This is a genomic window from Kibdelosporangium aridum, assembly GCF_900176515.1.
GTDB classification, from domain to species: Bacteria; Actinomycetota; Actinomycetes; order Mycobacteriales; family Pseudonocardiaceae; genus Kibdelosporangium; species Kibdelosporangium aridum.
On sequence record NZ_FWXV01000001.1, the window covers coordinates 656129 to 680560 of the forward strand.

Consider the following 24432-nt stretch of genomic DNA (forward strand, 5'->3'; position numbering starts at 1 on the left):
GAGGCGATGAGTTTTGCGCGCGGCGAGGGTCTACACGGACGAGAAAGGAGCAAAACATGAGTCTTCCTCAGGTCGTGTCCCGGGACGAGTGGCTGGCCGCCCGGCAGGAGTTGCTGGTCAAGGAGAAGGCGGCGACCAAGGCACGGGACGAGCTGAACGCCGACCGCCGCAGGCTGCCGATGGTCGAGATCGACAAGGACTACGTGTTCGAAGGCCCCGACGGCAAGGCCAGCCTGCTCGACATCTTCGAAGGACGGCCTCAGCTGGTCGTCTACCACTTCATGTTCGACCCGGCGTGGGACGCGGGCTGCAAGAGCTGCTCGAGTTTCCTCGACGACATCGGGCACCTCACGCACCTGAACGTCCGTGGCACGACATTCGCCGCCATCTCCCGCGCGCCGATCGACAAGATCACCAAGTTCAAGGCACGGATGGGCTGGAACGTGCCCTGGTACTCCTCCTACGGCAGCGATTTCAACTACGACTTCAACGTCACGCACGACGAGTCGGTCAAACCGATCGTCTACAACTACCGGTCGAAGCAAGAGCACATCAACAGCGGTACGGGCTACTACGTCCAGGGCGACCAGCCGTTCGAGCTGCCAGGGATGAGCACGTTCCTGCGAGACGGCGACCGGGTTTTCCACACGTACTCCTCGTACGGCCGCGGCGTCGAGCTGCTCACGAGCACCACGGCCATCCTCGACATCACCGCACTGGGCCGTCAGGAAGATTGGGAAGAGCCGAAGGGCAGGTCAATGGGCCTCGGTGTGCAGGCAGGCAGCCCGGAGATGAAGTACCGCGACGAATACTGATGACAGACTGGCCGGGTGGAGAAGAACTGGGCAGGCAACGTCACGTACCGCGCTACCGAGATCCATCACCCGGCCACCCTTGCCGATCTGCGGTCGACGATCGCGAAATCACGGCAGATCAGGGCATTGGGTACGAGGCATTCGTTCAACGAGCTCGCGAACACTGGGGGTGAGCTCGTCTCACTGGCGCGGATGCCGAAATTCGTCGAGTTCGACACCGGCGCTCCCAGCGTCAAGGTCTCGGCCGACCTGCGGTACTCGCAGTTCGTCGAAGACTTGGACAAAAAGGGGTTCGCGCTGCCCAACCTCGCCTCGCTGCCGCACATCTCGGTCGCCGGTGCGATCGCCACCGCGACACACGGATCGGGATCCGGCAACGGAAGTCTGTCCACTTCCGTTGCCGGATTGGAGATCGTCACCGCCGACGGTTCGAGCGTCACCCTCAACCGCGGTGATGACGACTTCGATGGCGCCGTGGTCAACCTTGGTGCGCTCGGCGTTGTCACCAGCGTGACTTTGGATCTGGTGCCCGCCTTCGAAATCCGGCAGTACGTCCACGAGGGACTCCCGCTTGCCGCGGACATCCTGGGCGTGCTCGACGGCGCCTACAGCGTCAGCTTGTTCACCGACTGGTCAGGCGACACGATCAACCAGGTCTGGGTGAAGCAGCGTACGCAAGACCCGGAGTTCATCCCCGACGGCACGACGCCAGCCGATGGCCCACGCCACCCGATTCCTGGTATGGCGACAGAGAATTGCACGCAACAGCTGGGGGTTCCGGGACGCTTCTTCGAACGTCTGCCGCACTTCCGCCCGGAGTTCACGCCGAGTGCGGGCGAGGAGCTGCAGACCGAGTTCATGGTCGCGCGCAACGACGCCGTGGCTGCCCTACAGGCGATCAACGAGATCCGCGAGCACATCCACCCGGTGCTGCAGATCAGCGAAATCCGTGCCATCAAAGCGGATCAGCTCTGGCTGAGCCCGTACTACCAGCGCGACACGGTCAGCATCCACTTCACGTGGATCGCGGACGGCACCGTGGTCATGCCGGTGATCTCCATGGTGAGCGAACGACTGGCGGAATTCGACGCACGGCCGCACTGGGCGAAGATCTTCGACATCGCACCGGAAGTCCTGCAGTCGCGCTACGAGCGGCTGCAGGACTTCGACGATCTGGCTCGGCGACTGGACCCGGCGGGCAAATTCCGCAACGAGTTCGTCGCCGAGATACTCAGTCCAAGGTAATCAGCTCAGCGCCTTGCGCAGGACGGCGATCGCCTGGTTGATCGCTGCTTCGGCAGCGTGGGTCTCGCGCAGGGCGTTGACCATCACGAAGTCGTGGACGATGCCCTGGTACCGGACCGCGGTCACCGGCACGCCCGCCTCACGCAGCTTGGCCGCGTAGGCCTCGCCCTCGTCACGCAGCACGTCGGCCTCACCCGTGATCACCAGCGCGGGCGGCAGGTCGGCGAGCTGCTCCAGCGTGGCGCGCAGCGGCGACGCGGTGATCTCCGCGCGCTGTGCCGGGTCGGTCGTGTACTGGTCCCAGAACCACTGCATGCCGTCGCGGCGCAGGAAGTAACCCTCGGCGAACTCGGTGTACGAGCCGGTGTCGAAGTTGGCGTCGGTGACCGGGTAGAACAGCACCTGCTGCTTGAAGGTCACGTCCCCGCGCTGCTTGGCCATCAAGGTCAACGCGGCGGTCATGTTCCCGCCGACCGAGTCGCCGGCGATCGCGATCCGAGTGGTGTCCAAGTTCTTCTCGGCGCCGTGCTCGGCAACCCATTTCGCGGCCGCGTAGTTCTGCTCGATCGCGACCGGGTAGCGCACCTCCGGTGACCGGTCGTACTCGGGGAAGACCACGGCGGCGCCGGTGCCGGCAGCGAGTTCGCGAACCAAACGCTCGTGGGTGTGGAAGTTGCCGAAAACCCACCCGGCGCCATGGATGTACACGATCACCGGAAGCGGGCCGGTCACGCCTTGCGGCCGCACGATCCGAACCTCGGGAACGCCGGGAACGTCGTGCAAAGTCTCGATGTCGGCAGGCGGCATGTCCACCGGACCGTCCTGAACACCGTCGACGGCGGCCCGCCCCTCGGCAGGCGGCAGCTCGAAGAGGTACGGCGGCTCAGCGGTTGCCTCGACGAACGCCTGGGCGGCCGGCTCGAGAACCAGGTTGCGCGGGTTGGCGGTCATTGCTTCCTCCTCGGGTTCGAGGTGACTCAGGTCCGAGCCATCTCGGGGGGTTGAGCTGATGACACGAAAGTTAGTCCACAACTAAGTTGTGCACAACTGATTCGTGGACAATGAGATGAAGGCCACTTGAGTTGTGCGGCAGATGGTTGCACGCCACGGGATTACCCGACAGGGGATTTTGCTGCCGGAGGTTTCCGGGACGAGCACGGATGGCTCGGCCGCTGGACAGTGAGCACGGACCAAGCGGTGGCCAACACCGGCTTGCGCTGGATCGGGTCGGACGGGATGTGGGTGGCGTGGGGGTTGGGTTGGGGGAGGGAGTGGCGTGGGGCTGGTTGGGTGAGGCTGGAGTGTGCCATCGGGTTGGGATGGATCGAGTTGTCTTCGGTAGATGGGCAGGCCGGACTGTGCTTTGGATGGTGCGGAGGTGAGTGCCGCACCGAGGCGGGGGTTGTAGAACGTGTGGCGTTCAGCGTATGGAGGTGGGTGGCCGTGGAGGCGGGGGCAGGGGTGGGTGGCGTTGTGATGAGGGGCCAGTGATGAGTGGCGTAGTGGTGAGTGGTGTGGTGATGGGTTGGGCGGGCTTGGGTCGCTCCCTGCTTGGACGTGTGGCATTGAGTTGTGCGCTACCTAGTTGCCTGGCATGAATTTGCGCGCGGCAAAGTTGCGCGGCATTATGGTGGGATGTCGTTGCGTCTCGATGACCAGGTGTGTTTCGGGCTCTACTCCGCGTCCCGGGCGGTGACTGCGCTCTACCGCGTCCTGCTCGAAGAGATGGATCTGACCTACCCGCAGTACCTCGTCATGCTCGCGCTGTGGGAGCGGGACCATCGGCTGGTCAAGGAGCTCGGCGCCGAGCTCAACCTCGACTCCGGCACCCTCTCGCCCCTGCTCAAGCGCCTCGAATACGCCGGATACGTCAAACGCACCCGTCAAGCAAAAGATGAGCGTTCGGTCGGGATCAGCCTGACGCCGGAGGGTGCCGCTCTCCGTAAGCGGGCCGAGCGGATCCCAGGCGTCATCGGCGAGGCCATGGGTCTCGACGACGCGGGCCTTGCCCAGATGCGGGCGGACCTGAACAGGCTGGCCGACTCGGTGAACACCTACCGTGAAGCGCTGGCCTGAGCGAACCGGTCCGCGAGTTCGCGCGCCCGGGCGATCAGCTCCGGTGGTTCCTCGATCGTGAACGGGAAGTCGAACAGTCCGACGTAGACGATGATCTCGTCGAGGGAGTTGGACCCGGTGTGCAGCAGGCAAGTGTCGTCATCCAGGGCCTCGATCACGCCCGTGGTCGGGGGAACTCGTTGTGCTGCAACCGAAGCAGACACGCCTAGGGTGATCTTGGCGTGGTAGCGGTAGGCCGATGTGGACACACCACGTGACACGTATCCGGCCAGTTCGGGGACTTCCCTTGGCGTGAACCGGGGGCCGGTCGGGATGCGCGGCTGGATCCGGTCGACTCGGTAGGTCCGCCAGTCGCCGCGATCGACATCCCAGCCGACCAGGTACCACCGGCGTCCGGTGTGGACGACCCGGTGCGGCTCGGTCTTCCGCACCGAAGCGGTGCCGTCGTGGGACGAGTAGTCGAACCGCAGGATCTCGTGGTCGCGGCACGCCGTCGCGATCGCGGTCAACGTGTCCGGATCCACGGTCGGACCGTGGGACGGCAACGTCTCGGTGACCGAGTGCACCAACTGCACGCGATGTCGAAGGCGTGACGGCAACACCTGTTCGAGCTTGGCCAAAGCACGCAGCGAGCTCTCCTCGATGCCCGCGATCGTGCCGCTCGCCGCGGTACGCAGTCCAATCGCGACGGCGATGGCCTCTTCGTCGTCCAGCAGCAGCGGCGGCAGTTTCGCACCGGCGCCCAGGCGGTATCCGGCTCGGCCTTGGGCGGCCACGACCGGATATCCAAGGTCGCGCAAGCGCTCGATGTCCCGGCGTACGGTCCGGATGTCCACTTCGAGCCGGGAGGCGAGGTCCGTTCCACTCCAGTCGCGCGATGTCTGAAGTAGGGACAACAACTGAAATAGCCGCACGTTCGTAGCTTAGGACATGTCTCGCCCTAAGTGGATCATAGTGTGGTTCTCATGAGTGAAGAGATCACCGAGTTCCGCATCGACATCCCGCAGAAGCGACTGGACGACCTGCGCACCCGGCTGGACGCCACCATCTGGCCTGCCGCGTTACCCGGCGACGGCTGGGACACCGGCGTGCCTGTGAGCTGGCTGCGCGAGATGGTCGACTACTGGCGCACCGAGTACTCCTGGCGGGACGCCGAAGCCAAGCTGAACGCATACCCGCAGTTCACGACCACCATCGACGGACAGCGGATCTACTTCATGCACGTTCGCTCCCAGAACGAGAACGCGACGCCGTTGTTGCTCACGCATGGCTGGCCCGGCTCGGTCGCGGAGTTCCTCACCGTGATCCCGCTGCTGACCGACCAGTTCCACCTGGTCATCCCCGCGTTGCCGGGCTTTGGCTTCTCGGGCCCCACGAACGACTCCGGTTGGGACACCACCCGGATCGCATGGGCGTGGGCGACGTTGATGGACCGCCTCGGCTACGAGAAGTTCGGCGTGCAGGGTGGCGACATCGGCGCGGCGGTCAGTCCTGAGGTCGCCCGTGTGGCGCCCGACCGCGTGATCGGCGTGCACCTCAACGGTCCCATGGCGATCCCGCAGTTCCCGATCCCCGAGGACGAATGGGCGTCGCTGACCGCGCTGGAGCAGGACCGGCTGAACCGGATCCAGGCGTTCCACGGCGAGGAGTTCGGCTACATCGCGATCCAGTCCACGCGCCCGCAAACGCTGGCGTACGGCCTGGTCGATTCCCCGGTCGGCCAGCTGGCCTGGATCATGGACAAGTTCCGCGAGTGGACCCACCCCCGCGAAGCCGACCCCGACAAGATCATCGACCGGGACTGGCTGCTGACCAACGTGATGATCTACTGGCTCACCGGGACGGCTGGATCGGCGGGTTATGTCGGCTACGCACAGGACGCCTCGTGGGGCGCGGTCGCGCAGAACTCCGGCGTGCCGACCGCGATGATCGTCTTCGCGCATGACGCCGGTGTCCGGCGGTACCTCGAACCCGAGCACACGATCGTCCGGTGGACGGACGTGGACCGCGGCGGGCACTTCGCGGCTGTCGAAGAGCCTGAGCTGCTGGTGGCCGACATCCGTGAGTTCTTCGCCGGGCTCAAGTAAGACCCGACTGGTATGCGAAGACCACGAGCTGCGCGCGGTCACGGGCGCCGAGCTTGATCATGGCGCGGCTGACGTGGGTACGGGCGGTGGCAGGGCTGACGACGAGACGCTCGGCGATCTCGTCGTTGGTCAGGCCTTCGCCGACCAGCCCGACGATTTCCAGTTCGCGTTGGGTCAGCGTGCCCAGCTGCGGGTGCGGTTTGACCGTGCGCGACGGGCCGGAAGCGAACTCACTGATCACGCGGCGAGTCACCGAAGGCGACAGCAACGCACCGCCGCCCGCGACGAGCTTGATCGCCGAGACGAGCTCGTCCGGTTTGGTGTCCTTGAGCAGGAACCCGCTTGCGCCGTACCGCAAAGCGTCGAAGACGTACTCGTCGAGCTCGAACGTGGTCAGCACGATGATCTTGGTGTCGGCCAGTTCGGGAGTCGCCACGATCCGCCGGGTGGCCTCGATACCGTCGATGCCCGGCATCCGGATGTCCATCAGCACGACGTCTGGCTTGGTTTGCGAAGCCGCGGCCACTGCCGCCAGACCGTCGGCCGCCTCACCGGCGAAGGCAAGACCGTCCTCGTTCTCCACGAGTGTGCGCAGACCGACCCGGATCAGGTCCTGGTCGTCGACGATCAACACCCGGATCATGCGTCCCCCTTCGCAGGTATCGCCGCCCGCACCTCGAACAGGCCGTCGGCGGTGGGCCCGGCGCTGAACTGCCCGCCCAACGCGGTGACTCTCTCACGCATCCCCGGGATGCCGAACCCGTCACCCGCCGACACTCCGTTGGCAGGGTTGGACACGGCGATGTCGACGGCGTCGTCCGAGTAGCTGACCTTGACCGTGGCCCGCTTGACCGGGCTGTGCTTGAGCACGTTCGTCAGCGACTCCTGCACGATCCGGTAACCGGCAAGATCTACCGCTGCGGGCAAAGCGCGTTGCGTACCAACGACATTGAGCCGGACTTCCACGCCGGCGTGACTCATCCGGTCGGTCAACTCGGGCAACAGGTTCAGGCCGGGCACTGGGGCGCGGCCGCGGACCACGGTCAGCGTGGCGCGCAGTTCGTCCAGCGCCCCGGTGCTGGTCTCGCTGATCGCCTTCAGCGCGATCTCGGCCTGCTCAGGCTTCTTGGCCAGCAGGTGCAGCGCGATGTCCGCCTGCATCTTGATCGCCGCGAGGCCGTGGCCGACGACGTCGTGCACCTCCTGGGCGACCCGCAGACGTTCGTCGGAAACGCGTTCCCTGATCGCTTCCGCCCTCGCGCGTTCGGCGGCTTCCCGGTTCACCCGGACCATCACGCCCACAGCCAGCGGGATGATCGCGAAGCCGCTCGCCGGTATCAGCCCGTACAGGCCACTTGCCGAGGCCGGGTGCACGAACAAATGCGTGACTTCGACCGCCAGCGCGATCAAGGTGGCTGTCGCGGCCCGGTTCAGCGGCAGGTGACGGCCCACGGTGTACGTGGCGACCGAGAACGTGAACATGACCGGCCCGTACGGGTAGGTCAACCAGAGGTATGTCGTGAGCACGGCGACGTTGGCGGCCAATGTCGCTTCCGGCCAACGCTGCCTGGCGGCCAGCACCAGTCCGGTGCCGGCCGCCAAGGCGAATCCGAGCAGGTCGATCGGCCTGTCGACGGTGGTCATGTTGTGCAGCGCCGCGGACGAGACCACAGCGACCGCCGCGAGGACCACCGCCAGCGCGATGTCGCCGATCTTCATGTCCCGCTCCGGTTCACTTGATGTCTCGCCGCTGCAGCAGCCAACCGCCCACCACGGAGAATGCCAGCAGGTAGGCCACGATGACCACGGTTGCCTGGCCGCCGCCCACGATCGGGTCGACTCCCGGCGGGCCCGAGCCGATCAGCGACGCCACCAGTGCGCCCGCGTTCGGCCCCGGCAGGCCCTTCTGCATGTCGCCGACCCAGCCGAGCAGCGGCGCCGCGATCGAGGACAGCAGGTTCTGGATGGCCAGCATCCACACCAGGCCGAGCCCGATCGGCATCGCGACGCCCCGGAACACGATGCCCAGCACCACACCGAGCGCGCCCCACATCATCGTGACCAGCCAGCCCGCGCCGAACCCGGTCAGGATGTCCACGACGGACGGCCAGTTCATCGGCTGGTCCTCCAACGCGGCGACCACGACACTCGCGGCCGCGGCGAAGGCCAGCAACACGACGACGAACATGAACACGCCTGCCGCGACCGTGATCAGCTTCGCCGAATAGGCCCGGATGCGTGAAGGCCGTTGGGAGAGCACGGTTTTCCACGTCTCCCAGCCGTACTCACTGCCCGCGACGAGCACGCCGAAGATCAACGCGAGCGCGCCGACGAACAGCGGGAGCCCGCCGATCGCACTGGCCACGAACTGCTCCGGCAACATCGCGGCGAGCCCGCGGCTGACCGGTCCCGTGGCCGTCCCGGTGAAGCCCGCATACGGGATCACGTAAGCGAAAGTGAGTGTCTGCATGACCGCGATGCCCAGCAGCAGCCAGATCGCCGGCCGGTGCACCTGCTTGGTGATCTCGGCCCTGATGTCAGTCAACATCGTGGGCACCTCCTGTCAGCTCAAGGAATGCCTGCTCCAGATCCGGTTCACGCCAGCGCAGCTCGCTGACCGCGATTCCGGCGCCGACCAGTTCGGCGTTGATCTTCGCGGCCTGGTCGGCCTCGATCTCCAGGTCGAACGCCGTGCTGTCGCCCAGCACTCGCTCGTCTCCGAGCAGTGCCGAGAGCACGGTTTGCGCGCGGTCGTGCGGATGCGCGACCACTCGTAACGTCCCGCCTGCACGCAGTTCGGCAACAGTCGTCTCGGCGACCAGTTCGCCTTGCGTGATCACACCGACGCGGTCACAGATCTGCTCGACCTCGGCCAGCAGATGGCTGGACAACAACACCGTGCAACCGCTGGCCGCCAGCTCGCGGATGGTGACTCGCATGTCGGCCATCCCGGCCGGGTCAAGCCCGTTGGTCGGCTCGTCGAGGATGAGCAGTTCGGGCTTCTTGAGCAGCGCCGCGGCGAGGCCGAGGCGCTGCTTCATGCCCAGCGAGTACGTCGAATACCGGTCACCGGAACGGCCGGACAGGCCGACAACGTCCAGCACTTCGTCCACTCTGGACCGTGCGACGCCCGCGTGATCCGACAGGACAACGAGGTTCTTGCGGCCGGACAGGTACGGGTAGAACGCCGGTCCTTCGATCAGCGCGCCGACCTTGTCCAGATAGCCCGGTCCTGGCGGCTTGCCGAGCAGCCGGACACTGCCCGACGTCGGCCGGATCAGGCCGAGCAGCATGCGCAGTGTCGTCGTCTTGCCCGCGCCGTTCGGGCCGAGGAATCCGTAGACCTCACCAGGCCGCACGGTCAGGCTGACGTTCTTGACCGCTTTTGTGTCGCCGAAGTTCTTGGCGAGCTTGGTCGTCTCGACAGGGTTCATGACTTGTCCTTCCTGAGCCGTCCCCACGGCTTGATGACGGAGATGACGGTCGCGAAGATCACCGCGCTGGTGGACACGATCGGCGGGAACGCCATGCTGTCGGGCGGCATGGCGGCCACTCCTCGGCCGAACTCGGCAGCCTCCTGCACACCGGTACGCAGCGAGAAGATGACAAGCAGCACCAGCACGATGTTCATGACCAGCTTCACGAACACCCACCAGTACTTGACCAGCCCGTACTTGCTGAACAGCCCAAGCACGATCCCGCTGACCAGGCACACGACGCCGGTGATGATCAACGGCCACACGGCGAACAGCTCAAGCGCCTGATACGCGACGGCGGCGGTTGCCGGATCGGACGTCCACATCGCGGTGAACACCAGCACACCGAGCACCAGGTCCATCCCGATCCACGCACCCGCGGCGACGATGTGGACGATCAGCCACGCCTTGCGCGCACCCTTGCCCAGCCTTCTCGGTTTCGCCCTCGCCGGTGCCGGGCGCCTCGGCGGGGTCAGCACGTTCGTTGTCATGCCTGGAATCGTCGCCGGGCAGGCGGCTTGAGACGTCCGCACGTGTGCGGATCTTGACGTACGCAGATCTGCGTACGCCGGGCAGCGCGCCGTGCGTGTGAAATGCACGCCAAGATTCCGCACAAAAGCGGGATCGCGAATATGTCTGTGTGTCATCCACCGCAGTACCGGATCGCGGTGGGCGGTACATTGCCCGCGCGTTCCGGAAAAATTTCCAAGATCGCATGAAGAATCGCTGCTCTGCCGACTCTCTTCCGGTGCGTGAAGGGAGAGAGTCGTGCGGGATCGAATTCGTGTTCGTCGGTCGGCGAAGCGAGGGGGTCGTTGTTCGTGTTCGACGCTTGGGCCGGTGCAAACGCTGTCCGGTGCGGCGTGGTTGACGGTGTGGCTTGGGTTTCTGCTGTCGATCGTCGCCGTCGTGATCAGCGATCTCGACAATGTGATTGCGTTGCTGCAAGCAACCGTCACATTGGTGGTGACGACGATTGAACGTCGCCGATAACGCTTTTACCTGCGGTTATCGGATTTTCAAGATTGTTTGGTTTTCGCGCGGAGATTCGGGGTTCTCGGTGCTCTGAAGGGGAGTCGTGGCATCCGGCGTGAAGGAGACGCTATGCGGACCAGTCCGGTCTGATTTTACGAGTTGTTGCGGTCGTGTGCGCCATTGTGGTTGGCCGACCTCCGTCGTCGCCGCGTGAACGGGCGGTGACGCGGGTGGACATGCAGATCAAGGATCTGGGGATCCGGGCAGGCAGCAGGGACCCGTATGTCCGCAAGACAGCGGGAGACGAACTGGTCGGCCTGCTCCGGCAGGACGACGGGTACGCCGAGGAGGCCGTCGCGGCGCTGTGCGACGCGGAGCGTCCCCGGCTCTTCCACTTCTTCTCGGTCCGCGTCCGGGACGAGCAGGAGGCCTTCGACCTCACCGAGAAAGTGATCGAGAAGGTGGTTGCCGCCTTCTCGCGCAAGCCTCTGCGGCTCGAGTACGGAGTCAGGTCGTTCTACAAGTACGTCTACACGGTCGCCACTCATGATGTCGGGCGTTACCTGAACAAACGCAAGCGGTCGATATCCGTCGAGCCGGAGCTGTTCGACATGACCGATCAATGGTCCCGGCAGCCGTCGCCGGAGGAACTCGCTCGCAGCAAGGAGATGTACAAATGGCTGCGGCAGGCCGCCGTGGACATCCCCGACGAGTTGAACCTGCTGATGCTCGCGCACGGATTAGGACTGCCACGCGACGAGCTCATCGAGGTCAGCGGCATTCCCGCGGCCAAGTTCGACCGTCGGCTGCACGCCGCGAAGACCAAAGTGATCGATCGGTTCGTCTGCCTTTTCCTCGCGCGCACTCGTGGCCAAGCGGGGAGTCCCGAGACATGTGCCGGATTGGTGGATCAGCTTGCGAAGATTCGTCCCGCATGGGCGGCGACGCAAGCCTTCACCACGCCGGTGTACAAAATGGTCAAGCGGCACCTCGGCTCCTGCGAACCCTGCCAAGCGCAGTACGAGGACAAAAAGCGGCGTGGCCTGCGCCCCGAGTTCCTGGGCATGCCGCTCATCGCGATGCCGGACCACATGCGCGACGAGGCCGCCACAGTCGTCACCTCGGTGCGTTCGTCGGCGATTCCCATGCCTCGGCGTCCGAGAATCCCAAAGAAAGCCCAGGCCATGATCTCTGCTGGAGTGACGGCCGCCGCTGTGGCCGCGGTGTTCTTGTTCATTCCGGACAGTCCAGCAGACACTCAGGCACGAGACACCAGCGACAAATCGGTCGAGACGACCACTTCCAGTACGTCGACCGAGTCGCCGACATCGTCATCGAGCACGGTGGCGCCACCGACCAGCATCACGAACTCGTCGACCAGGAAACCGGCGCCCTCGACACGGCCGAGCACTCCGACGCTCAATCCATCCACGCCGGTGAGTACGCCACCGACGACAGCCACGAGCACGACAACCGGTACGACATCGTCTGCCCCGCCGCCACCGCTGCAGATCACTCTGGCCACATCGGCCGCGGCGTGCCATCCGGCGCAAACGTGTGATCCGGTGCCCGCGTGCGACACCTGCTCGGCCAACTACGTCGGCAAATGCACTGAAGGGGTGACACTGCAGTTCAAGACGATCATCAAGGTGAACCGAGGGCCGACCGAGCTGAAGTTCCGGTGGCTGGTCAACGGGACACCGATGAACGCCGAAGCCGTGTCGTTCCCCCAATCGGGTCCGCAACAGACCTGGGTGGGGCAAGTCACCGTGCTGTACGCGTCGTCCGGTCCGTGGACCGCGCAGCTGGAAGTCCTGTCACCGCAGGCGAAGAAGTCCAACACCCCGCAGGCGGTGATCACCTGCACGTAAGTCCACAAGGGACTGATCCACGTGAAACCAAGATCATCGGAATACGCTGGGGCGCGCTGTGGTTGACGCACCTGTTCGGCCAGTTCAACTCGCCTGTGGAGGCTGCGATGCGCGCCCTGGTCACGACTCCCGACACCAAGTTCGGGCTGCTGTTGAAGGAGGCGCCTGACCCGGTCCCGTCGGCCGATCAGGTGATCATCGAAGTGAAGAACGCGTCACTGAATCACGGGGACGTGGCGATGGCGGCTGGTGCTGCCCCTGGCCGGGTCCAAGGCTGGGACGCCGCGGGCGTGGTGGTCCAGGCCGCGGCCGACGGCACCGGGCCCGAGGTCGGTGCCCGAGTGGTGAGCTTCGGGCCGAACGGGGCATGGGCGGAGAAGCGCGCGGTATCGGTGAAGGAACTGGCGGTCGTGCCGGACTCAGTAGACCTGGCAGTCGCGTCGACGCTGCCGGTAGCCGGAGTCACGGCGGCCCGCGCACTGCACCGTTCTGGTGACTTGGCAGGCAAGCGTGTCCTGATCACAGGGGCGTCCGGCGGCGTCGGGCGGTATGCGATCCAGATCGCGACGCAGGAAGGCGCGCACGTCGTCGCCCTCGCGCGACGTGGTGACGGACTCGCCGAGCTCGGCGCGAAGGAGGTCGTCGCCGACCTGGACAACGTCGAGCCGGTGGACATCGTCCTGGAGAACGTCGGCGGCCCGACCCTCGTACGGTCATGGGAACTGCTGAAGACCGGCGGCGTGCTGCAGAGCATCGGGTGGACGTCGATGGAACCCGCGGTGTTCCAGCCGTATGCCACGGTCACCGACCCGAAATCCCTTGTCGCCTTCCAGTCGGGCAACCACTACGCCTCGGACCTCGAGTACCTGCTCAAGCTGGTCGCCGACGGCAAGCTGAAGGTGGACATCGGCTGGCGTGGCTCGTGGACCGAGTTCGACGAGGCCGCGGCCGCGTTGTTCGGCCGTCAGGTCTCCGGCAAGGCCGTTCTGGACGTCGACTAGGCGAACCGCCGCCGAGGTGTGTCGCTGTCCCTCATGGACGTGATCAGGTCGTCACGGGCCCGCGCGACCCGCGACCGGATCGTGCCGACCGGACAGTCGCAGACCTCGGCGGCGTCGGCGTAGGACAACCCCAGGGTCTGCGTGAGCACGAAGGCCTCGCGCCGCTCGGTGTCGAGCGAGCGGATGAGTTCCTCGAGGACGACGCTCTCCTCGAATCCGGCGGCCTGCTGAACCCGCTCGGCGGCGGCCTGCCAGTCGGAGACGTCCGCATGACGCGGCCGGACCTGCGCGGCCCTGATCTGGTCGACGACCACGCGGCGTGCGATGGAAAGCAGCCAGGTCCGCGCGGACGACCGCCCCTCGAAACGGGCCAAGCTGCCGAGCGCGCGCAGGTAGGTCTCCTGGGCGAGGTCGTCGGCGAGCTTCGGATCGGCCAGGTGGGCGACGAACCGCCACACGTCACGCTGCGTCGCACGGATGAACCGCTCAAGGGCGGTCCGGTCCCCACGCCGGGCCGCGAACGCCAGCTGGGTGATCTCGGTGTCCTCAGGCCTCACAATTACCACAACGTAGTGGATCGATCCCGAGTTCAGGCAGGCCCGGTCGGACCATCTGGAAAACCGGGGACCATGCTGCAGCGGTCCCGCGGTTCGTGCCTGGAATGCACAGCCCCCGCCATACGTCAGTATGGTCACCAAAGCTTCTGTTCTCGACCGAGAAGGACACGATGACTGACCAATCTACGCGGGTCGCCCGCAACGACGACAAGAGCCGCTACGAGGTGTTCTACGACGACGAGCTCGCGGGCTTCGCGGCGTACACCGAGCAAGGCGACCAGGTCGTCTTCACGCACACCGAGATCGACGGCGCCTTCGCCGGCAAGGGCCTCGGCAAGGTCCTGGCCAGTGGTGCCCTCGACGACGTCGTGCGCCGCGACGAGGTGATCGTGCCGGTCTGCCCGTTCATCGCTTCGTTCGTCCGCAAGAACGAGCAGTACGACGACCACGTCAAGTGGCCCAATGAGTAATCTGACCAGCCCTGAGTTCTTCGAGGCCCGCGAGGTTCCGCTCGGCGGAGTTCGGGGAGTCCGGGTCGACCGGGTGTTGCCGCAGCGCGACCTGCCGACGCTCGGAGCTTGGTGCTTCCTCGACCAGTTCGGTCCTGGGTTCGCCGAGATGATCGTCCTGCCTCACCCGCACATCGGGTTGCAGACGGTGACCTGGCCGTTGGCCGGGGAGATCCGCCACCGCGACAGTGTGGGCAGCGATGTGGTCCTGCGTCCTGGTCAGCTCAACCTGATGCCCAGCGGCCGCGGCGTGGCGCATTCGGAGGTCTCGCTCACCGAAGGCGTGCACGCCCTGCAGTTGTGGGTCGCGTTGCCCGCCGAAGCGACACAACTCGACCCTGGGTTCGAGCACCACGCGCAGCTGCCGAAGTTCCGCAGCGAGGGCATCGACGCGCTGGTCTTCATGGGTGCGCTCGGGGACGTCGAATCGCGGGCGACCACGTACACACCGCTTGTCGGTGCCCAGATCGATGTCACCGACGTCGGCACCGTCCCGCTGCGGCCCGACTTCGAGTACGGGTTGCTGGTGATCGACGGCGCGGTCCGGGTGGCCGATGTCGAGCTGAAGCCAGGACCGTTGCTGTACCTGGGGACTGGCCGCGACGAGGTCACGCTTGCCGGTCCGGCACGCGTGATCCTGCTCGGCGGCGAACCATTTCCCGACGACCTGGTGATGTGGTGGAACTTCGTGGGACGCAGCCATGACGAGATCATGGCGGCCCGCGAGGCGTGGGAGAACGAGGACACGAGCCGGTTCGGCACGGTCGCCGGGCACGGCCGCGAACGGATTCCCGCGCCGATCCTGCCGAACCTCCGCCTCAAGCCACGCAAACAGCCACTACGCAACCAGTAGCGAAGCGCCGATCAACACCATCGCCACGCCGGAGATCCGCGAGACCACCATGGCGGCCCGCGGCCGTGCACCCAGTACGGTCCGGGCCAACAGGCCGACCATCAGGTAGATCACCGCGCACAGGGTCATGTGCACCACGCCCAGTGTCGCGGTCTGCACCGCGATCGGCCACGCCGCGTCCGCCCGGACGAACTGGGGGAGCAGCGCCACCATCAGCAACACCCCTTTGGGGTTCAAGCCACTGATCCCCACCCCGCGCAATGCGACGCGTCGAGCCGACGGCAGGACCGGATCGATTGTCGGGCGCGCGGGTTTCAGCAGGACGCTTCCGCCGGTCCAGATCAGATACGCCGCACCGACGGCCGTGAGCACCTTCAGCAGCTCGGGGTTCGCCGCGACCAGAGCCGCCAGACCGGCCGTCACCAGGACGACGTGCCCCGCGTAGCCGAGCACCAGTCCGGTCACCGCGGGCACGACTGACCGGTCACGTATGCCGGCCGCGATGGTGAAGGCCCAGTCCGCGCCCGGTGTGAGAACCAACAACAGGTCGATCATCAGGAATGCCGCGACAGCACCGAAATCCATACGGCAACGCTATGACGATCACCGCGCAAGGTGTTCCTGTATTTACCCAGCACACCGGCACTTAGGGGTAAAATATCGCGCGTGGACGCCGTGGACCGGAAGATTATTGCCGAGCTGCAGAAGGACGGCCGGCTGACCATCACCGAACTGGCCGCCCGGGTTCAGCTGAGCGTCTCACCGTGCCACCGCAGGCTGCGTGAGCTGGAACGGACCGGTGCGATCCGCGGGTATCGGGCGGTGATCGACCGGTCGGCGCTCGGCCAGGACTTCGAAGCTCTTGTGTTCGTCACGATGAGCACCACCGAACGCCCGGTCGTCGCCGCGTTCGAAGAAGCCATCGCCCGGCTGCCGGAGATCGTGCAGGCCGAGCGCTTGTTCGGCGACCCGGACCACCTGCTCAGGGTCGTGACCAAGGACCTCGCCGCGTACCAGCAGTTCTACGACGAGAAACTGGCCACTTTGGCCGGTGTCCAGCGGGTGTCGTCGACGATCGTGATGAAGCACATCGTCGACCGCGTCTAGACGGTCTGCTTACGCCTGACTCTGCGCAGAATCGGCACAACCACGACGGCCAGCACGAACAGGCCCGCCAGAGTCGCGGACACCGGCCGTTGCAGGAACCCCAGGATGTTGCCGTCGAACAGGCGCATCGACCGGCGGAACGAGCTTTCCAGCAGCTTGCCGAGCACGAACGCGAGCACCAGCGGGCCCGGCTCGAACCCGAGCTTCTTCATGCCGTAGCCGACCAGGCCGAGCACGATCACCACGAACATGTCGAACGTGCTGTTGCGGATGCTGTACACGCCGATCATCGTGATCAGGATCGTCAGCGGCGCCAGGATCCCCGGCCGCACCTTCAACAGCCGGACGAACACGCCGATCAGCGGGATGCTCAGCAGCAACAGGAAGATGTTGCCGACATACATCGAGTTGACCACGCCCCAGAAGACGTCCGGGTGCTCGACGATCAGCTGCGGACCCGGCGGGATTCCCTGCAGCAGCAACGCACCGAACAGCACGGCCATGGTGGCGTTCGCCGGAATTCCCAGTGTCAGCAACGGGATGAACGACGACGTGGCCGCGGCGTTGTTCGCGCTTTCCGGTCCGGCAACGCCTTCGATCGCTCCTTTGCCGAACCGCGACGGCTCCTTGGCCGCTCGCTTTTCCACAGCGTAGGCCACAAAGGACGACATGGTCGCGCCGCCGCCGGGCAGCACGCCGAGCACGAAGCCGACGATCGAACCACGCAGAATCGCCAGCCTTGAGGCGAGCCAGTCGATTCTGCTCGGCAAGGCCCGCCCGAATGAGCTGACCGACGGTTGTTGCCGGAGCCGGTGTTCGAGGTTGTAGAGGATCTCGGCGACCCCGAACAGTCCCATTGCGACGATCACGAAGTCGATCCCGTCGGCCAACTGGTCGCTGCCGAACACGAACCGCGGTGTCGCGACGATCGGGTCGCTGCCGACTGTCGCCAGCAACAGACCTGCCGCCGCGGCCGCGATTCCCTTCACCAGCGACCCGTTGACCAGAGTGGCGACCAGCAGAACGCCGATCAACGCAAGCATCGTGTACTCGGCCGGGCCGAACTCCAGCGCGAAGTCCGCGACCAAGGGCGCGATGAAGGTCAGCAGAATGATCGACGCGGTCCCGCCGATGAACGACCCGATCGCCGCGATCCCCAACGCGGACCCGGCTTTGCCTTGCCGCGCAAGCTCGTGCCCGTCGAACACAGTGACCACAGTGGACGCCTCGCCCGGCAGGCGGAGCAGCACCGAGGTGATCGTGCCGCCGTACTGTGCGCCGTAGAAGATCCCGGCGAGCAGGATCACCGCCGCCGCTGGCTCGATGTTGTACGTGATCGGCAGCAGGATCGCGATCGTCGCGGCCGGTCCCAACCCCGGCAGGACGCCGACAAGCATCCCGAGCGTCACGCCGACAAGGCAGTACAGCAGGTTCTGCGGCTCGAACACGACCGAGAACCCCGCCAGCACCGGTCCGAAGTCCATGGCGTCCCCTTCAGATCACGAGCAGGTGCGGCAAGGGCACACCCAGACCGAGGATGAACAGGGCATACGCCGCCGCGGTCGCGACCACCGAGACAACGCCGGTGACCAGCCAGCTTTCCCGGCCGAACGCCTTCAACCACAGGGCGAGCAGCAGAATCGTCGGGATCTCGAACCCGGTCAGCTCGAACAAGTACGCGTACACAGCCAGACTGACCGCGGCGATCACGACCGTGATCGCGCCGCGCGTCAGCCCTTCGGTGTCCTGCCTGGCCTCGACGATGATCACGACCCCGGCGATGACGAGCACCACGGACACCACGATCGGCCACAACCCCGGGCCTGGATTGGTCAACGACCCGAAGTCCAGATCGGTGGCGAACCACAGTGCGACAAGGCCGAGCAGGATCGGCGGGATGCCTGCCGCGGCCCGCGTCATGAGCTGAACGTCAGACCGTACTTGCGGACCTGTTCGGCGTACTCTCTGGCTGCTTCGGCGATGTGTGTCCGTGCCTCGTCGCCGGAGACTTCCCAGCGGTCGACGTAGTTGTCGCTCAGGAACTTCTCGTAGGCCGCGTCCTTGCGGGCTTCGGCGAAGCTGGTCGAAAGTTTCGCCGACACCGACTCGGGCAGACCTGCCGGCGCGACGACGAACCGGCGCTGGTCGACCACGACGTCGTAGCCGCTTTCCTTGACTGTCGGCACATCGGGGACGAACTTGCTGCGCTGCTCGGAGAACACGGCCAAAGCGCGCATCTTGCCTGCCTTGATGTGCGGCATGGTCTCCGACAACGAACCCGACAACGCGTCGACTTGCTTGCCCAGCAAGGCGGTCACGGCAGGCGCGCCACCGTCGAACGGAACGTCGGTCGCCTTGACGTTGGCTGCTTTGAACAACAGAGCTTGGGACAGCTGGGCTCCGGTGCCGACTCCGGATGTGGCGTACCTGATCGACGGCGCGCCGATGAGGTCCTTGAGCGACTGGTACGGCGACTCGGCGTTCACCACGAGGATGTAGTCCTCGGTGGTCAGTGTGGCCACAATGGTCAGTTTGTCCAGCTGGATCGCGGTCGGATCCTGTACAGCGAGTGGCGTGATCGCGAACAGGGACTTGACCAACAGGCCGATGTTGTACCCGTCCGGCGGTTGTGCGAGCACCTCCTTACCGCCGACGGCACCGTTCGCGCCGGGCTTGTTGGCGACCGGCATGGATTGTCCCAATTGCTTTTCCGCGACCTTGGCGACCGCACGGCCGACTATGTCGGTGCTTCCGCCTGGTGGAAAAGGAACTGTGAACTGCACGGCGCGATTGGGGTAGGAGGCGGCATTGCTGCCGCCCTGCACACCGTTGCAAGCCGTGGTGGAGACCAGAATTGTCGCGAGTGCGGCGATGAGTCGACGCCGCCGGACGGGCACAGTCATGACAGCTCCTTACGAGCGTATGAGTGTTGTCCTGCTGGCGGCGGACTCTTACGTCAGCTCCCGTTGTACCACTGGATCATCGACTGGGCCATCGGGCTTTCGCCGACCGGCCCCACCGTGATGTCCACTCCAGACGCGGCGAGGCGCTCGCTGTAGGTGATCACAGTGTGTCCGTGATGCCATGCCGCGCTCAACAGCGCGCTTTCCAAGGCGGTGAGCACCCGTTCGGTCGAGATGGTGCCGCATCGCTCGTAGGCGACGATCTTTCGTGCGGTCTCGTCGACGACGAACAACGCGCCGCTGTGGAAGTCCACGTACCACCGGCGGATCTTGAGGCCGTCGGTGGTGGTGGGCCGCGGTCCACCGGAGATCTTCAGTTCCCGCATCAGCCGCTCGACCGTGCAACGGGCCACCTTGACGCCCTCGCTGTTGAGCCTGCGCCAGATTCGCCGTGACCCGGCGGAGGTCTCCGAGAAGACACGGAGGATTTCGCGTTTCACCTCCTCGTCACGGCGTGAGCGTTGCGACGGCGGCCGCGCGACGGCCGCGTAGTACGTCGACGGAGCGATCCCCAGTACTCGGCAGATCGGCTCGACTCCGAACGTGCTCTTGTGCTCGTTGACGAATTTGATCAGCTGCTCGGTCGCGGGTCGAGCTCCCGCGCGAAAAAAGCCGATGCCGCCTTGAGTATCTCGTTGGACCGGCGAAGCTGCTGGACCTCCCTGGTCAGTTCGGTGATCCGGCGTTCGGCCGACATCGGTGTCCCGGTCGGCTCGCCGTGGATTTCGGCTTGCCGGACCCAGCTGCGCAGTGACTGGTCGCCGATCCCGAGCCTGGTGGCGACCTCGGCGATGACGCCGTAGGAGTTGCCACGGGCCCGTCGGGTGTCGAACACCAGGCGGACGGCGCGCGTGCGCAGCTCGTCCGGATATTTCTTAGGTGCGGGCACGGAGCGAATCGTGCTCCTCACCCTGCACACACCTTGCACAATCGGCGTACAAACGGCCGGTGACTGGCTTGTGAACATGTCAGCATGCGCTGTACTGTTCGCTTCGTGCTGAAGTGTGAGACGCGGGAGGACGCGCTGGCCAGGCTGGGCCGTGCGCTGGCCGATCCCACCCGCTGCCGGATTCTCGTCGCCATGCTCGACGGCGTGAGCTACCCCGGCAAACTCGCCGAGCAGCTTGGGCTGACCCGCTCCAACGTGTCCAACCACCTGGCCTGCCTGCGTGGCTGTGGCCTGGTCGTCGCGACCTATCAGGGACGGCAGGTGCACTACGCGCTCGCCGACGAGCACCTCAAGCGAGCCCTCAACGAGCTCGCCCAGGTCGTGCTGGCTGTCGACACCGCCGAACCTTGTCTGGACGAGCGATGAGCGACGCCTGCTGCAACCCGAGCTCAAGCTCAAGCTCGATCGCGGTCGAACGTCGGACGGTGTTGTCGCGGCGGGTGCGGCTGCTGGTCGCCGCGACGATCACCTACAACGTCATCGAGGCAGTCGTCGCGATCACGGCGGGGACGATCGCGTCTTCGACCGCCCTGATCGGCTTCGGCCTGGACTCGGTCATCGAAGTGGCCTCCGCGGCCGCGGTCGCCTGGCAGTTCTCCGGTGCCGACCCCGAAGCGCGGGAACGTGCCGCGCTCAGGGTGATCGCCCTGTCGTTCTTCGCGCTCGCCGCGTATGTCACGTTCGAGTCCGTGCGCAGCCTGGTGAGTGGGGAAGTGGCTGAGCACTCCACGGTCGGCATCGTGCTCGCCGCGGTGTCATTGCTGGTCATGCCTGTACTGTCGGCGGCGCAGCGGCGTGCGGGCCGGGAGTTGGGCTCGGCCAGCGCGGTCGCCGACTCCAAGCAGACTCTGATCTGTACGTATCTGTCCGGCGTGCTGTTGCTCGGGCTCGTGCTCAACTCGCTGTTCGGCTGGTCATGGGCCGACCCCGTGGTCGCTCTGGTCATCGCCGCCGTCGCGGTCAAGGAAGGCCGCGAAGCTTGGCGCGGCGATCACTGCTGCTAGACATCGGGGCTTGTCGTGAGACCGACGCGCCCGCCAACCCGATGGTCAACAAGTCGCTTCGGCAATGCGGAGGGCTTCCTCGATCAACGTCTCGGCGATCTTGTGCTCGGGCACTGTCCGCACAACGCGCCCCTTGACGAAGATCTGGCCCTTCCCGTTGCCGGACGCGACACCGAGATCGGCCTCGCGCGCCTCGCCGGGCCCGTTGACGACACAACCCATGACAGCGACCCGAAGTGGGACTTCCAGACCGTCCAAAGCGGCCTGGACTTCGGCGACCAACCGGTACACGTCGACCTGAGCACGGCCGCAGGAAGGACACGACACGATCTCCAGCTTGCGCGGCCGCAACCCCAACGACTCCAGGATCTGGCTGCCGACCTTGACTTCCTCGACCGGCGGAGCCGACAGCGATACCCGGATCGTGTCCCCGATCCCCGACGACAACAAGGCGCCGAAAGCCGTCGCCGACTTCACGGTACCTTGGAACATCGGACCCGCCTCGGTGACGCCCAGGTGCAACGGGTAGTCGCACTGCTCGGCCAGCTGCCGGTAGGCCTCGACCATCACCACACAGTCGTGGTGCTTCACCGAGATCTTCACGTCATGGAAGTCGTGCTCCGCGAACAGCGTGGCCTCCCATAACGCCGACTCCACCAGAGCTTCCGGCGTCACACGGCCGTATTTCGCGAGCAGCCGCGGATCGAGGGATCCGGCGTTGACACCGATCCGGATAGGCGTGCCGTGGTCACGGGCCGCACGAGCGATCACGCCGACCTTGTCGTCGAACTTCTTGATGTTCCCCGGGTTCACGCGAACCGCCGCACAACCGGCTTCGATGGCCGCCAGCACGTACTTGGGCTGGAAATGGATGTCCGCGATCACCGGGATCTGAGACTTCCGGGCGATCTGGGGCAACGCGTCGGCGTCGTCCTGCGATGGACACGCCACCCGGACGATGTCGCAGCCGGCGGTGGTCAGCTCGGCGATCTGCTGCAAGGTCCTGTCGACATCAGCGGTCACTGTGGTTGTCATGGACTGCACCGAGACGGGGAAGTCGCTGCCGACCCCCACTGGGCCCACCTTCAGCTGGCGGGTCTGCCGACGAGGCGCGAGTGTGGTCATGACCGTCCCTCCAAGACAGTGTCCGCGATGGCGGAACCAGTGAACCCATGGGACTCAAGGATTTGCTGACGTGACGCGTGCGCGATGAAGGCGCGAGGATGCCCGATCGTGTACACCGGAATCTCCGGTACGGCCTGAGCAAGCAAGCTTCCGGCCGATCCGTCCCTGCTGGAGTCCTCGACGGTGAACACCCGTCGATGTGCGCGGGCCAGAGCGGCCAAAGCGGGGGAGCACGGCACAACCCACCGAGGGTCGACCACGGTCACGCCAAGACCTTCAGCCTCCAGCAGCGCAGCCGCGTCAAGACAAGCCTGCGCAACGGGCCCCATCGACACCAGAAGGATGTCATTGCCCGAAGACCGGAGAATGTCGACGCAACCCATTCGATCGACGGCACCAATCGAAGCACCGGCCGACGCCTTGGGGAATCGGACCACGGTCGGACCAGCGGCCGACACAGCCTCACGAAGCAACTCGCGTAGCTGAGACGGATCGCGGGGAGCAGCAACGCGAAGCCCGGGAACAGCGGTCATCAAACCGATGTCCCACACGCCATGATGCGAGGGTCCGTCGGGCCCAGTGATACCGGCTCGGTCCAGAACGAAGGTCACCGGCAGCCGATGCAGTGCCACGTCCATCAGCACCTGGTCGAAAGCCCGGTTCAGGAACGTCGAATAGACTGCGACCACAGGATGACACCCACCCATGGCCAGCCCGGCCGCGGACGTGACCATGTGCTGTTCCGCGATCCCGACGTCGAAGATCCGCTTGGGGAACCGGCGCGCGAACTCACCGAGCCCAGTCGGCAGAAGCATCGACGCGGTCAGGCAGACCACGTCATCTCGTTGCGCACCAATGTCGACGATCTCCGACGCGAAGACGTCTGTCCACGTTGGCTTGGCCGAGGACCGTGGCCGTCCGGTGGTGGGGTCGACGGTTCCGACAGCGTGCATCCGGTCGTTGGCGTCGGCTTCGGCGTGAGCGAATCCCTTTCCTTTGACCGTCACGCAGTGCACGACCACGGGGGAGCGGTACGAGCGCGCCTCACGCAGCGCATGCTCCAGTTCCGGTAGATCATGGCCGTCGACAGGTCCGATGTAGACGAACCCGAGTTGTTCGAAGACATTGGATCCGTTGCCCGCCCGCAGATCCGCCAGATGATCCGCGATACCACCACTGGTCGGCGCATAGGAGCGGCCGTTGTCGTTCAGTACCACGACAACGGGTCTGCTGGAACCGCCGATGTTGTTCAACGCCTCCCAGCACATCCCACCGGTCAGCGCGCCGTCACCGACGACCGCGACCGTAGTGCGCCCGGCGATCTCCCGAACGGCATCAGCTTTGGCAAGGCCGTCCGCATAGGACAGTGCGGTCGAAGCGTGTGAGTTCTCGATGATGTCGTGGGCCGACTCGGCTTGGCTGGGATAGCCGGACAACCCGCCGCGCAGTCGTAACGACGTGAAGTCCTGCCTGCCGGTGACGATCTTGTGGACGTACGCCTGATGTCCCGTGTCGAACAGGATCCGGTCGCGTGGCGAGCGGAACACCCGGTGCAACGCCAACGTCAGCTCGACGACACCGAGGTTGGGGCCGAGGTGGCCGCCGTTGCGGCAGACGTTCTCGATCAGGAACTGCCTGATGCCCGCGGCGACGGCACGCAGCCGCGGGTGTCCCAGGGCCCGGAGTGTCGCGGGATCGCAGGCCAGGCCTGGCTGTAGTGCGGCCGCGGTAGCCGACATGTTCCCTCCCTGATCGAATTGCACGCCGCCTGAGTCTGTGAGGGCCCGGCAAAGCGGTCCACCCGCCGTTCTGCGCCACG

At 65.6% G+C, this 24432-nt stretch carries 27 protein-coding genes, 1 pseudogene and 1 other annotated feature; of the genes and pseudogenes, 12 read left to right on the forward strand and 16 right to left on the reverse strand.

The window, feature by feature from the left end; genetic code table 11:
• Positions 1-56: 56 nt before the first annotated feature.
• Positions 57-815 carry a DUF899 domain-containing protein gene (locus B9C43_RS02480; protein WP_084424387.1) on the forward strand — a complete coding sequence of 253 codons (759 nt, stop codon included), beginning with the start codon at positions 57-59 and terminating at the stop codon, positions 813-815.
• Positions 816-830: 15 nt separating this feature from the next.
• Entirely contained in the window at positions 831-2060 is a 1230-nt protein-coding gene (locus B9C43_RS02485) for an FAD-binding protein (protein ID WP_084424388.1), read from the forward strand.
• On the opposite strand, the gene B9C43_RS02490 is transcribed toward B9C43_RS02485, so the two are convergent.
• Complete coding sequence (locus B9C43_RS02490) at positions 2061-3011, reverse strand: alpha/beta hydrolase (protein WP_084424389.1); 951 nt, start codon at positions 3009-3011, stop codon at positions 2061-2063. It lies immediately after the preceding gene.
• A gap of 684 nt (positions 3012-3695) precedes the next feature.
• Between B9C43_RS02490 and B9C43_RS02500 the strand changes: the two genes are divergently transcribed.
• Positions 3696-4136: a MarR family winged helix-turn-helix transcriptional regulator gene (locus B9C43_RS02500; protein WP_033379964.1), complete on the forward strand. Its 441-nt coding sequence runs from the start codon at positions 3696-3698 to the stop codon at positions 4134-4136.
• Here the strand turns inward: B9C43_RS02500 and B9C43_RS02505 are convergent.
• Complete coding sequence (locus B9C43_RS02505; RefSeq protein ID WP_143446047.1) at positions 4115-5050, reverse strand: helix-turn-helix transcriptional regulator; 936 nt, start codon at positions 5048-5050, stop codon at positions 4115-4117. The genes B9C43_RS02500 and B9C43_RS02505 overlap by 22 nt on opposite strands.
• A 51-nt stretch (positions 5051-5101) precedes the next feature.
• Here B9C43_RS02505 and B9C43_RS02510 point away from each other — a divergent pair, with 51 nt between their 5' ends.
• The gene (locus tag B9C43_RS02510; RefSeq protein WP_084424392.1) at positions 5102-6223 is read left to right on the forward strand and encodes an epoxide hydrolase family protein; all 1122 of its coding nucleotides are present in this window, start codon (positions 5102-5104) and stop codon (positions 6221-6223) included.
• Here the strand turns inward: B9C43_RS02510 and B9C43_RS02515 are convergent.
• From B9C43_RS02515 to B9C43_RS02535, 5 genes and pseudogenes are all read right to left on the reverse strand, one after another.
• Complete coding sequence (locus B9C43_RS02515) at positions 6216-6866, reverse strand: response regulator (protein ID WP_084424393.1); 651 nt, start codon at positions 6864-6866, stop codon at positions 6216-6218. The two genes, B9C43_RS02510 and B9C43_RS02515, sit on opposite strands and share 8 nt — an antisense overlap.
• Positions 6863-7942, reverse strand: a complete 1080-nt coding sequence (locus tag B9C43_RS02520; protein ID WP_084424394.1) for a sensor histidine kinase — start codon at positions 7940-7942, stop codon at positions 6863-6865. The genes B9C43_RS02515 and B9C43_RS02520 overlap by 4 nt, the downstream gene beginning before the upstream one ends.
• 13 nt (positions 7943-7955) lie before the next feature.
• Entirely contained in the window at positions 7956-8771 is an 816-nt protein-coding gene (locus B9C43_RS02525; protein ID WP_084424395.1) for an ABC transporter permease, read from the reverse strand.
• Positions 8761-9591, reverse strand: a pseudogene (locus B9C43_RS02530) (ABC transporter ATP-binding protein); the annotation flags it as partial. The gene B9C43_RS02525 and the pseudogene B9C43_RS02530, both read right to left, overlap by 11 nt.
• A 62-nt stretch (positions 9592-9653) precedes the next feature.
• A complete protein-coding gene (locus B9C43_RS02535) occupies positions 9654-10190 on the reverse strand; it encodes a hypothetical protein (RefSeq protein ID WP_051894721.1) in 537 nt (178 codons plus the stop codon).
• Positions 10191-10539: 349 nt separating this feature from the next.
• Between B9C43_RS02535 and B9C43_RS56565 the strand changes: the two genes are divergently transcribed.
• From B9C43_RS56565 to B9C43_RS02545, 3 genes are all read left to right on the forward strand, one after another.
• Positions 10540-10692, forward strand: a complete 153-nt coding sequence (locus tag B9C43_RS56565) for a hypothetical protein (protein WP_160096257.1) — start codon at positions 10540-10542, stop codon at positions 10690-10692.
• A gap of 212 nt (positions 10693-10904) precedes the next feature.
• Complete coding sequence (locus tag B9C43_RS02540) at positions 10905-12545, forward strand: RNA polymerase sigma factor (protein ID WP_143446049.1); 1641 nt, start codon at positions 10905-10907, stop codon at positions 12543-12545.
• Positions 12546-12652: 107 nt separating this feature from the next.
• Complete coding sequence (locus tag B9C43_RS02545; protein WP_084424398.1) at positions 12653-13546, forward strand: zinc-binding dehydrogenase; 894 nt, start codon at positions 12653-12655, stop codon at positions 13544-13546.
• Here the strand turns inward: B9C43_RS02545 and B9C43_RS02550 are convergent.
• Positions 13543-14112 (reverse strand): sigma-70 family RNA polymerase sigma factor, encoded by a 570-nt coding sequence (locus B9C43_RS02550; RefSeq protein WP_200825405.1) that lies wholly within the window; start codon positions 14110-14112, stop codon positions 13543-13545. The genes B9C43_RS02545 and B9C43_RS02550 overlap by 4 nt on opposite strands.
• 161 nt (positions 14113-14273) lie before the next feature.
• On the opposite strand from B9C43_RS02550, the gene B9C43_RS02555 reads away from it, so the two are divergent.
• Both B9C43_RS02555 and B9C43_RS02560 read left to right on the forward strand, forming a co-directional pair.
• Positions 14274-14573, forward strand: a complete 300-nt coding sequence (locus B9C43_RS02555) for a GNAT family N-acetyltransferase (RefSeq protein WP_033379944.1) — start codon at positions 14274-14276, stop codon at positions 14571-14573.
• A complete protein-coding gene (locus tag B9C43_RS02560) occupies positions 14566-15465 on the forward strand; it encodes a pirin family protein (protein ID WP_084424399.1) in 900 nt (299 codons plus the stop codon). Before B9C43_RS02555 ends, B9C43_RS02560 begins: the two co-directional genes overlap by 8 nt.
• On the opposite strand, the gene B9C43_RS02565 is transcribed toward B9C43_RS02560, so the two are convergent.
• Positions 15451-16050 carry a LysE family translocator gene (locus tag B9C43_RS02565; protein ID WP_084424400.1) on the reverse strand — a complete coding sequence of 200 codons (600 nt, stop codon included), beginning with the start codon at positions 16048-16050 and terminating at the stop codon, positions 15451-15453. The two genes, B9C43_RS02560 and B9C43_RS02565, sit on opposite strands and share 15 nt — an antisense overlap.
• Before the next feature lie 81 nt (positions 16051-16131).
• Between B9C43_RS02565 and B9C43_RS02570 the strand changes: the two genes are divergently transcribed.
• Positions 16132-16572, forward strand: a complete 441-nt coding sequence (locus B9C43_RS02570; protein WP_033379942.1) for an Lrp/AsnC family transcriptional regulator — start codon at positions 16132-16134, stop codon at positions 16570-16572.
• Here B9C43_RS02570 and B9C43_RS02575 read toward each other — a convergent pair.
• The 5 genes from B9C43_RS02575 to B9C43_RS02595 all read right to left on the reverse strand — a co-directional run bounded on the left by B9C43_RS02575 (position 16569) and on the right by B9C43_RS02595 (position 20445).
• Positions 16569-18056: a tripartite tricarboxylate transporter permease gene (locus B9C43_RS02575; protein WP_084424401.1), complete on the reverse strand. Its 1488-nt coding sequence runs from the start codon at positions 18054-18056 to the stop codon at positions 16569-16571. The two genes, B9C43_RS02570 and B9C43_RS02575, sit on opposite strands and share 4 nt — an antisense overlap.
• 10 nt (positions 18057-18066) lie before the next feature.
• On the reverse strand, positions 18067-18492 hold the full coding sequence (locus tag B9C43_RS02580; RefSeq protein WP_084424402.1) for a tripartite tricarboxylate transporter TctB family protein: 426 nt from the start codon (positions 18490-18492) through the stop codon (positions 18067-18069).
• Positions 18489-19475: a Bug family tripartite tricarboxylate transporter substrate binding protein gene (locus B9C43_RS02585; RefSeq protein WP_084424403.1), complete on the reverse strand. Its 987-nt coding sequence runs from the start codon at positions 19473-19475 to the stop codon at positions 18489-18491. The genes B9C43_RS02580 and B9C43_RS02585 overlap by 4 nt, the downstream gene beginning before the upstream one ends.
• A gap of 53 nt (positions 19476-19528) precedes the next feature.
• The gene (locus B9C43_RS56570) at positions 19529-19975 is read right to left on the reverse strand and encodes an IS3 family transposase (protein WP_051894717.1); all 447 of its coding nucleotides are present in this window, start codon (positions 19973-19975) and stop codon (positions 19529-19531) included.
• Positions 19976-20035: 60 nt separating this feature from the next.
• Positions 20036-20149: a sequence feature (AL1L pseudoknot), on the reverse strand.
• Positions 20107-20445, reverse strand: coding sequence for a transposase (locus B9C43_RS02595; protein WP_033379939.1), 339 nt, complete (start codon positions 20443-20445; stop codon positions 20107-20109). Its footprint overlaps the feature before it by 43 nt.
• An 84-nt stretch (positions 20446-20529) precedes the next feature.
• On the opposite strand from B9C43_RS02595, the gene cmtR reads away from it, so the two are divergent.
• Positions 20530-20850 (forward strand): Cd(II)/Pb(II)-sensing metalloregulatory transcriptional regulator CmtR, encoded by a 321-nt coding sequence (gene cmtR, locus B9C43_RS02600; RefSeq protein ID WP_084424406.1) that lies wholly within the window; start codon positions 20530-20532, stop codon positions 20848-20850.
• On the forward strand, positions 20847-21488 hold the full coding sequence (locus B9C43_RS02605) for a cation efflux transmembrane domain-containing protein (RefSeq protein WP_084424407.1): 642 nt from the start codon (positions 20847-20849) through the stop codon (positions 21486-21488). Before cmtR ends, B9C43_RS02605 begins: the two co-directional genes overlap by 4 nt.
• A 45-nt stretch (positions 21489-21533) precedes the next feature.
• Here the strand turns inward: B9C43_RS02605 and ispG are convergent, their stop codons facing one another.
• Complete coding sequence (gene ispG / locus B9C43_RS02610) at positions 21534-22613, reverse strand: flavodoxin-dependent (E)-4-hydroxy-3-methylbut-2-enyl-diphosphate synthase (RefSeq protein ID WP_084424408.1); 1080 nt, start codon at positions 22611-22613, stop codon at positions 21534-21536.
• The gene (locus B9C43_RS02615) at positions 22610-24352 is read right to left on the reverse strand and encodes a 1-deoxy-D-xylulose-5-phosphate synthase (RefSeq protein WP_051894720.1); all 1743 of its coding nucleotides are present in this window, start codon (positions 24350-24352) and stop codon (positions 22610-22612) included. Before B9C43_RS02615 ends, ispG begins: the two co-directional genes overlap by 4 nt.
• Positions 24353-24432 lie beyond the last annotated feature (80 nt).

Excerpts from the sequence above, each read along its gene's own strand:
- B9C43_RS02565 (WP_084424400.1), bottom strand. The coding sequence starts at position 16,050 with ATGGATTTCGGTGCTGTCGCGGCATTCCTGATGATCGACCTGTTGTTG.
- B9C43_RS02515 (WP_084424393.1), bottom strand. The coding sequence starts at position 6,866 with ATGATCCGGGTGTTGATCGTCGACGACCAGGACCTGATCCGGGTCGGT.
- B9C43_RS02555 (WP_033379944.1), top strand. The coding sequence starts at position 14,274 with ATGACTGACCAATCTACGCGGGTCGCCCGCAACGACGACAAGAGCCGC.
- B9C43_RS02545 (WP_084424398.1), top strand. The coding sequence starts at position 12,653 with ATGCGCGCCCTGGTCACGACTCCCGACACCAAGTTCGGGCTGCTGTTG.
- B9C43_RS02480 (WP_084424387.1), top strand. The coding sequence starts at position 57 with ATGAGTCTTCCTCAGGTCGTGTCCCGGGACGAGTGGCTGGCCGCCCGG.
- ispG (WP_084424408.1), bottom strand. The coding sequence starts at position 22,613 with ATGACCACACTCGCGCCTCGTCGGCAGACCCGCCAGCTGAAGGTGGGC.
- B9C43_RS02615 (WP_051894720.1), bottom strand. The coding sequence starts at position 24,352 with ATGTCGGCTACCGCGGCCGCACTACAGCCAGGCCTGGCCTGCGATCCC.
- B9C43_RS02510 (WP_084424392.1), top strand. The coding sequence starts at position 5,102 with ATGAGTGAAGAGATCACCGAGTTCCGCATCGACATCCCGCAGAAGCGA.
- B9C43_RS02520 (WP_084424394.1), bottom strand. The coding sequence starts at position 7,942 with ATGAAGATCGGCGACATCGCGCTGGCGGTGGTCCTCGCGGCGGTCGCT.
- B9C43_RS02525 (WP_084424395.1), bottom strand. The coding sequence starts at position 8,771 with ATGTTGACTGACATCAGGGCCGAGATCACCAAGCAGGTGCACCGGCCG.
- B9C43_RS02500 (WP_033379964.1), top strand. The coding sequence starts at position 3,696 with ATGTCGTTGCGTCTCGATGACCAGGTGTGTTTCGGGCTCTACTCCGCG.
- B9C43_RS02575 (WP_084424401.1), bottom strand. The coding sequence starts at position 18,056 with ATGGACTTCGGACCGGTGCTGGCGGGGTTCTCGGTCGTGTTCGAGCCG.
- B9C43_RS02580 (WP_084424402.1), bottom strand. The coding sequence starts at position 18,492 with ATGACGCGGGCCGCGGCAGGCATCCCGCCGATCCTGCTCGGCCTTGTC.
- B9C43_RS02560 (WP_084424399.1), top strand. The coding sequence starts at position 14,566 with ATGAGTAATCTGACCAGCCCTGAGTTCTTCGAGGCCCGCGAGGTTCCG.
- B9C43_RS02605 (WP_084424407.1), top strand. The coding sequence starts at position 20,847 with ATGAGCGACGCCTGCTGCAACCCGAGCTCAAGCTCAAGCTCGATCGCG.
- B9C43_RS02585 (WP_084424403.1), bottom strand. The coding sequence starts at position 19,475 with ATGACTGTGCCCGTCCGGCGGCGTCGACTCATCGCCGCACTCGCGACA.
- B9C43_RS02535 (WP_051894721.1), bottom strand. The coding sequence starts at position 10,190 with ATGACAACGAACGTGCTGACCCCGCCGAGGCGCCCGGCACCGGCGAGG.
- B9C43_RS02490 (WP_084424389.1), bottom strand. The coding sequence starts at position 3,011 with ATGACCGCCAACCCGCGCAACCTGGTTCTCGAGCCGGCCGCCCAGGCG.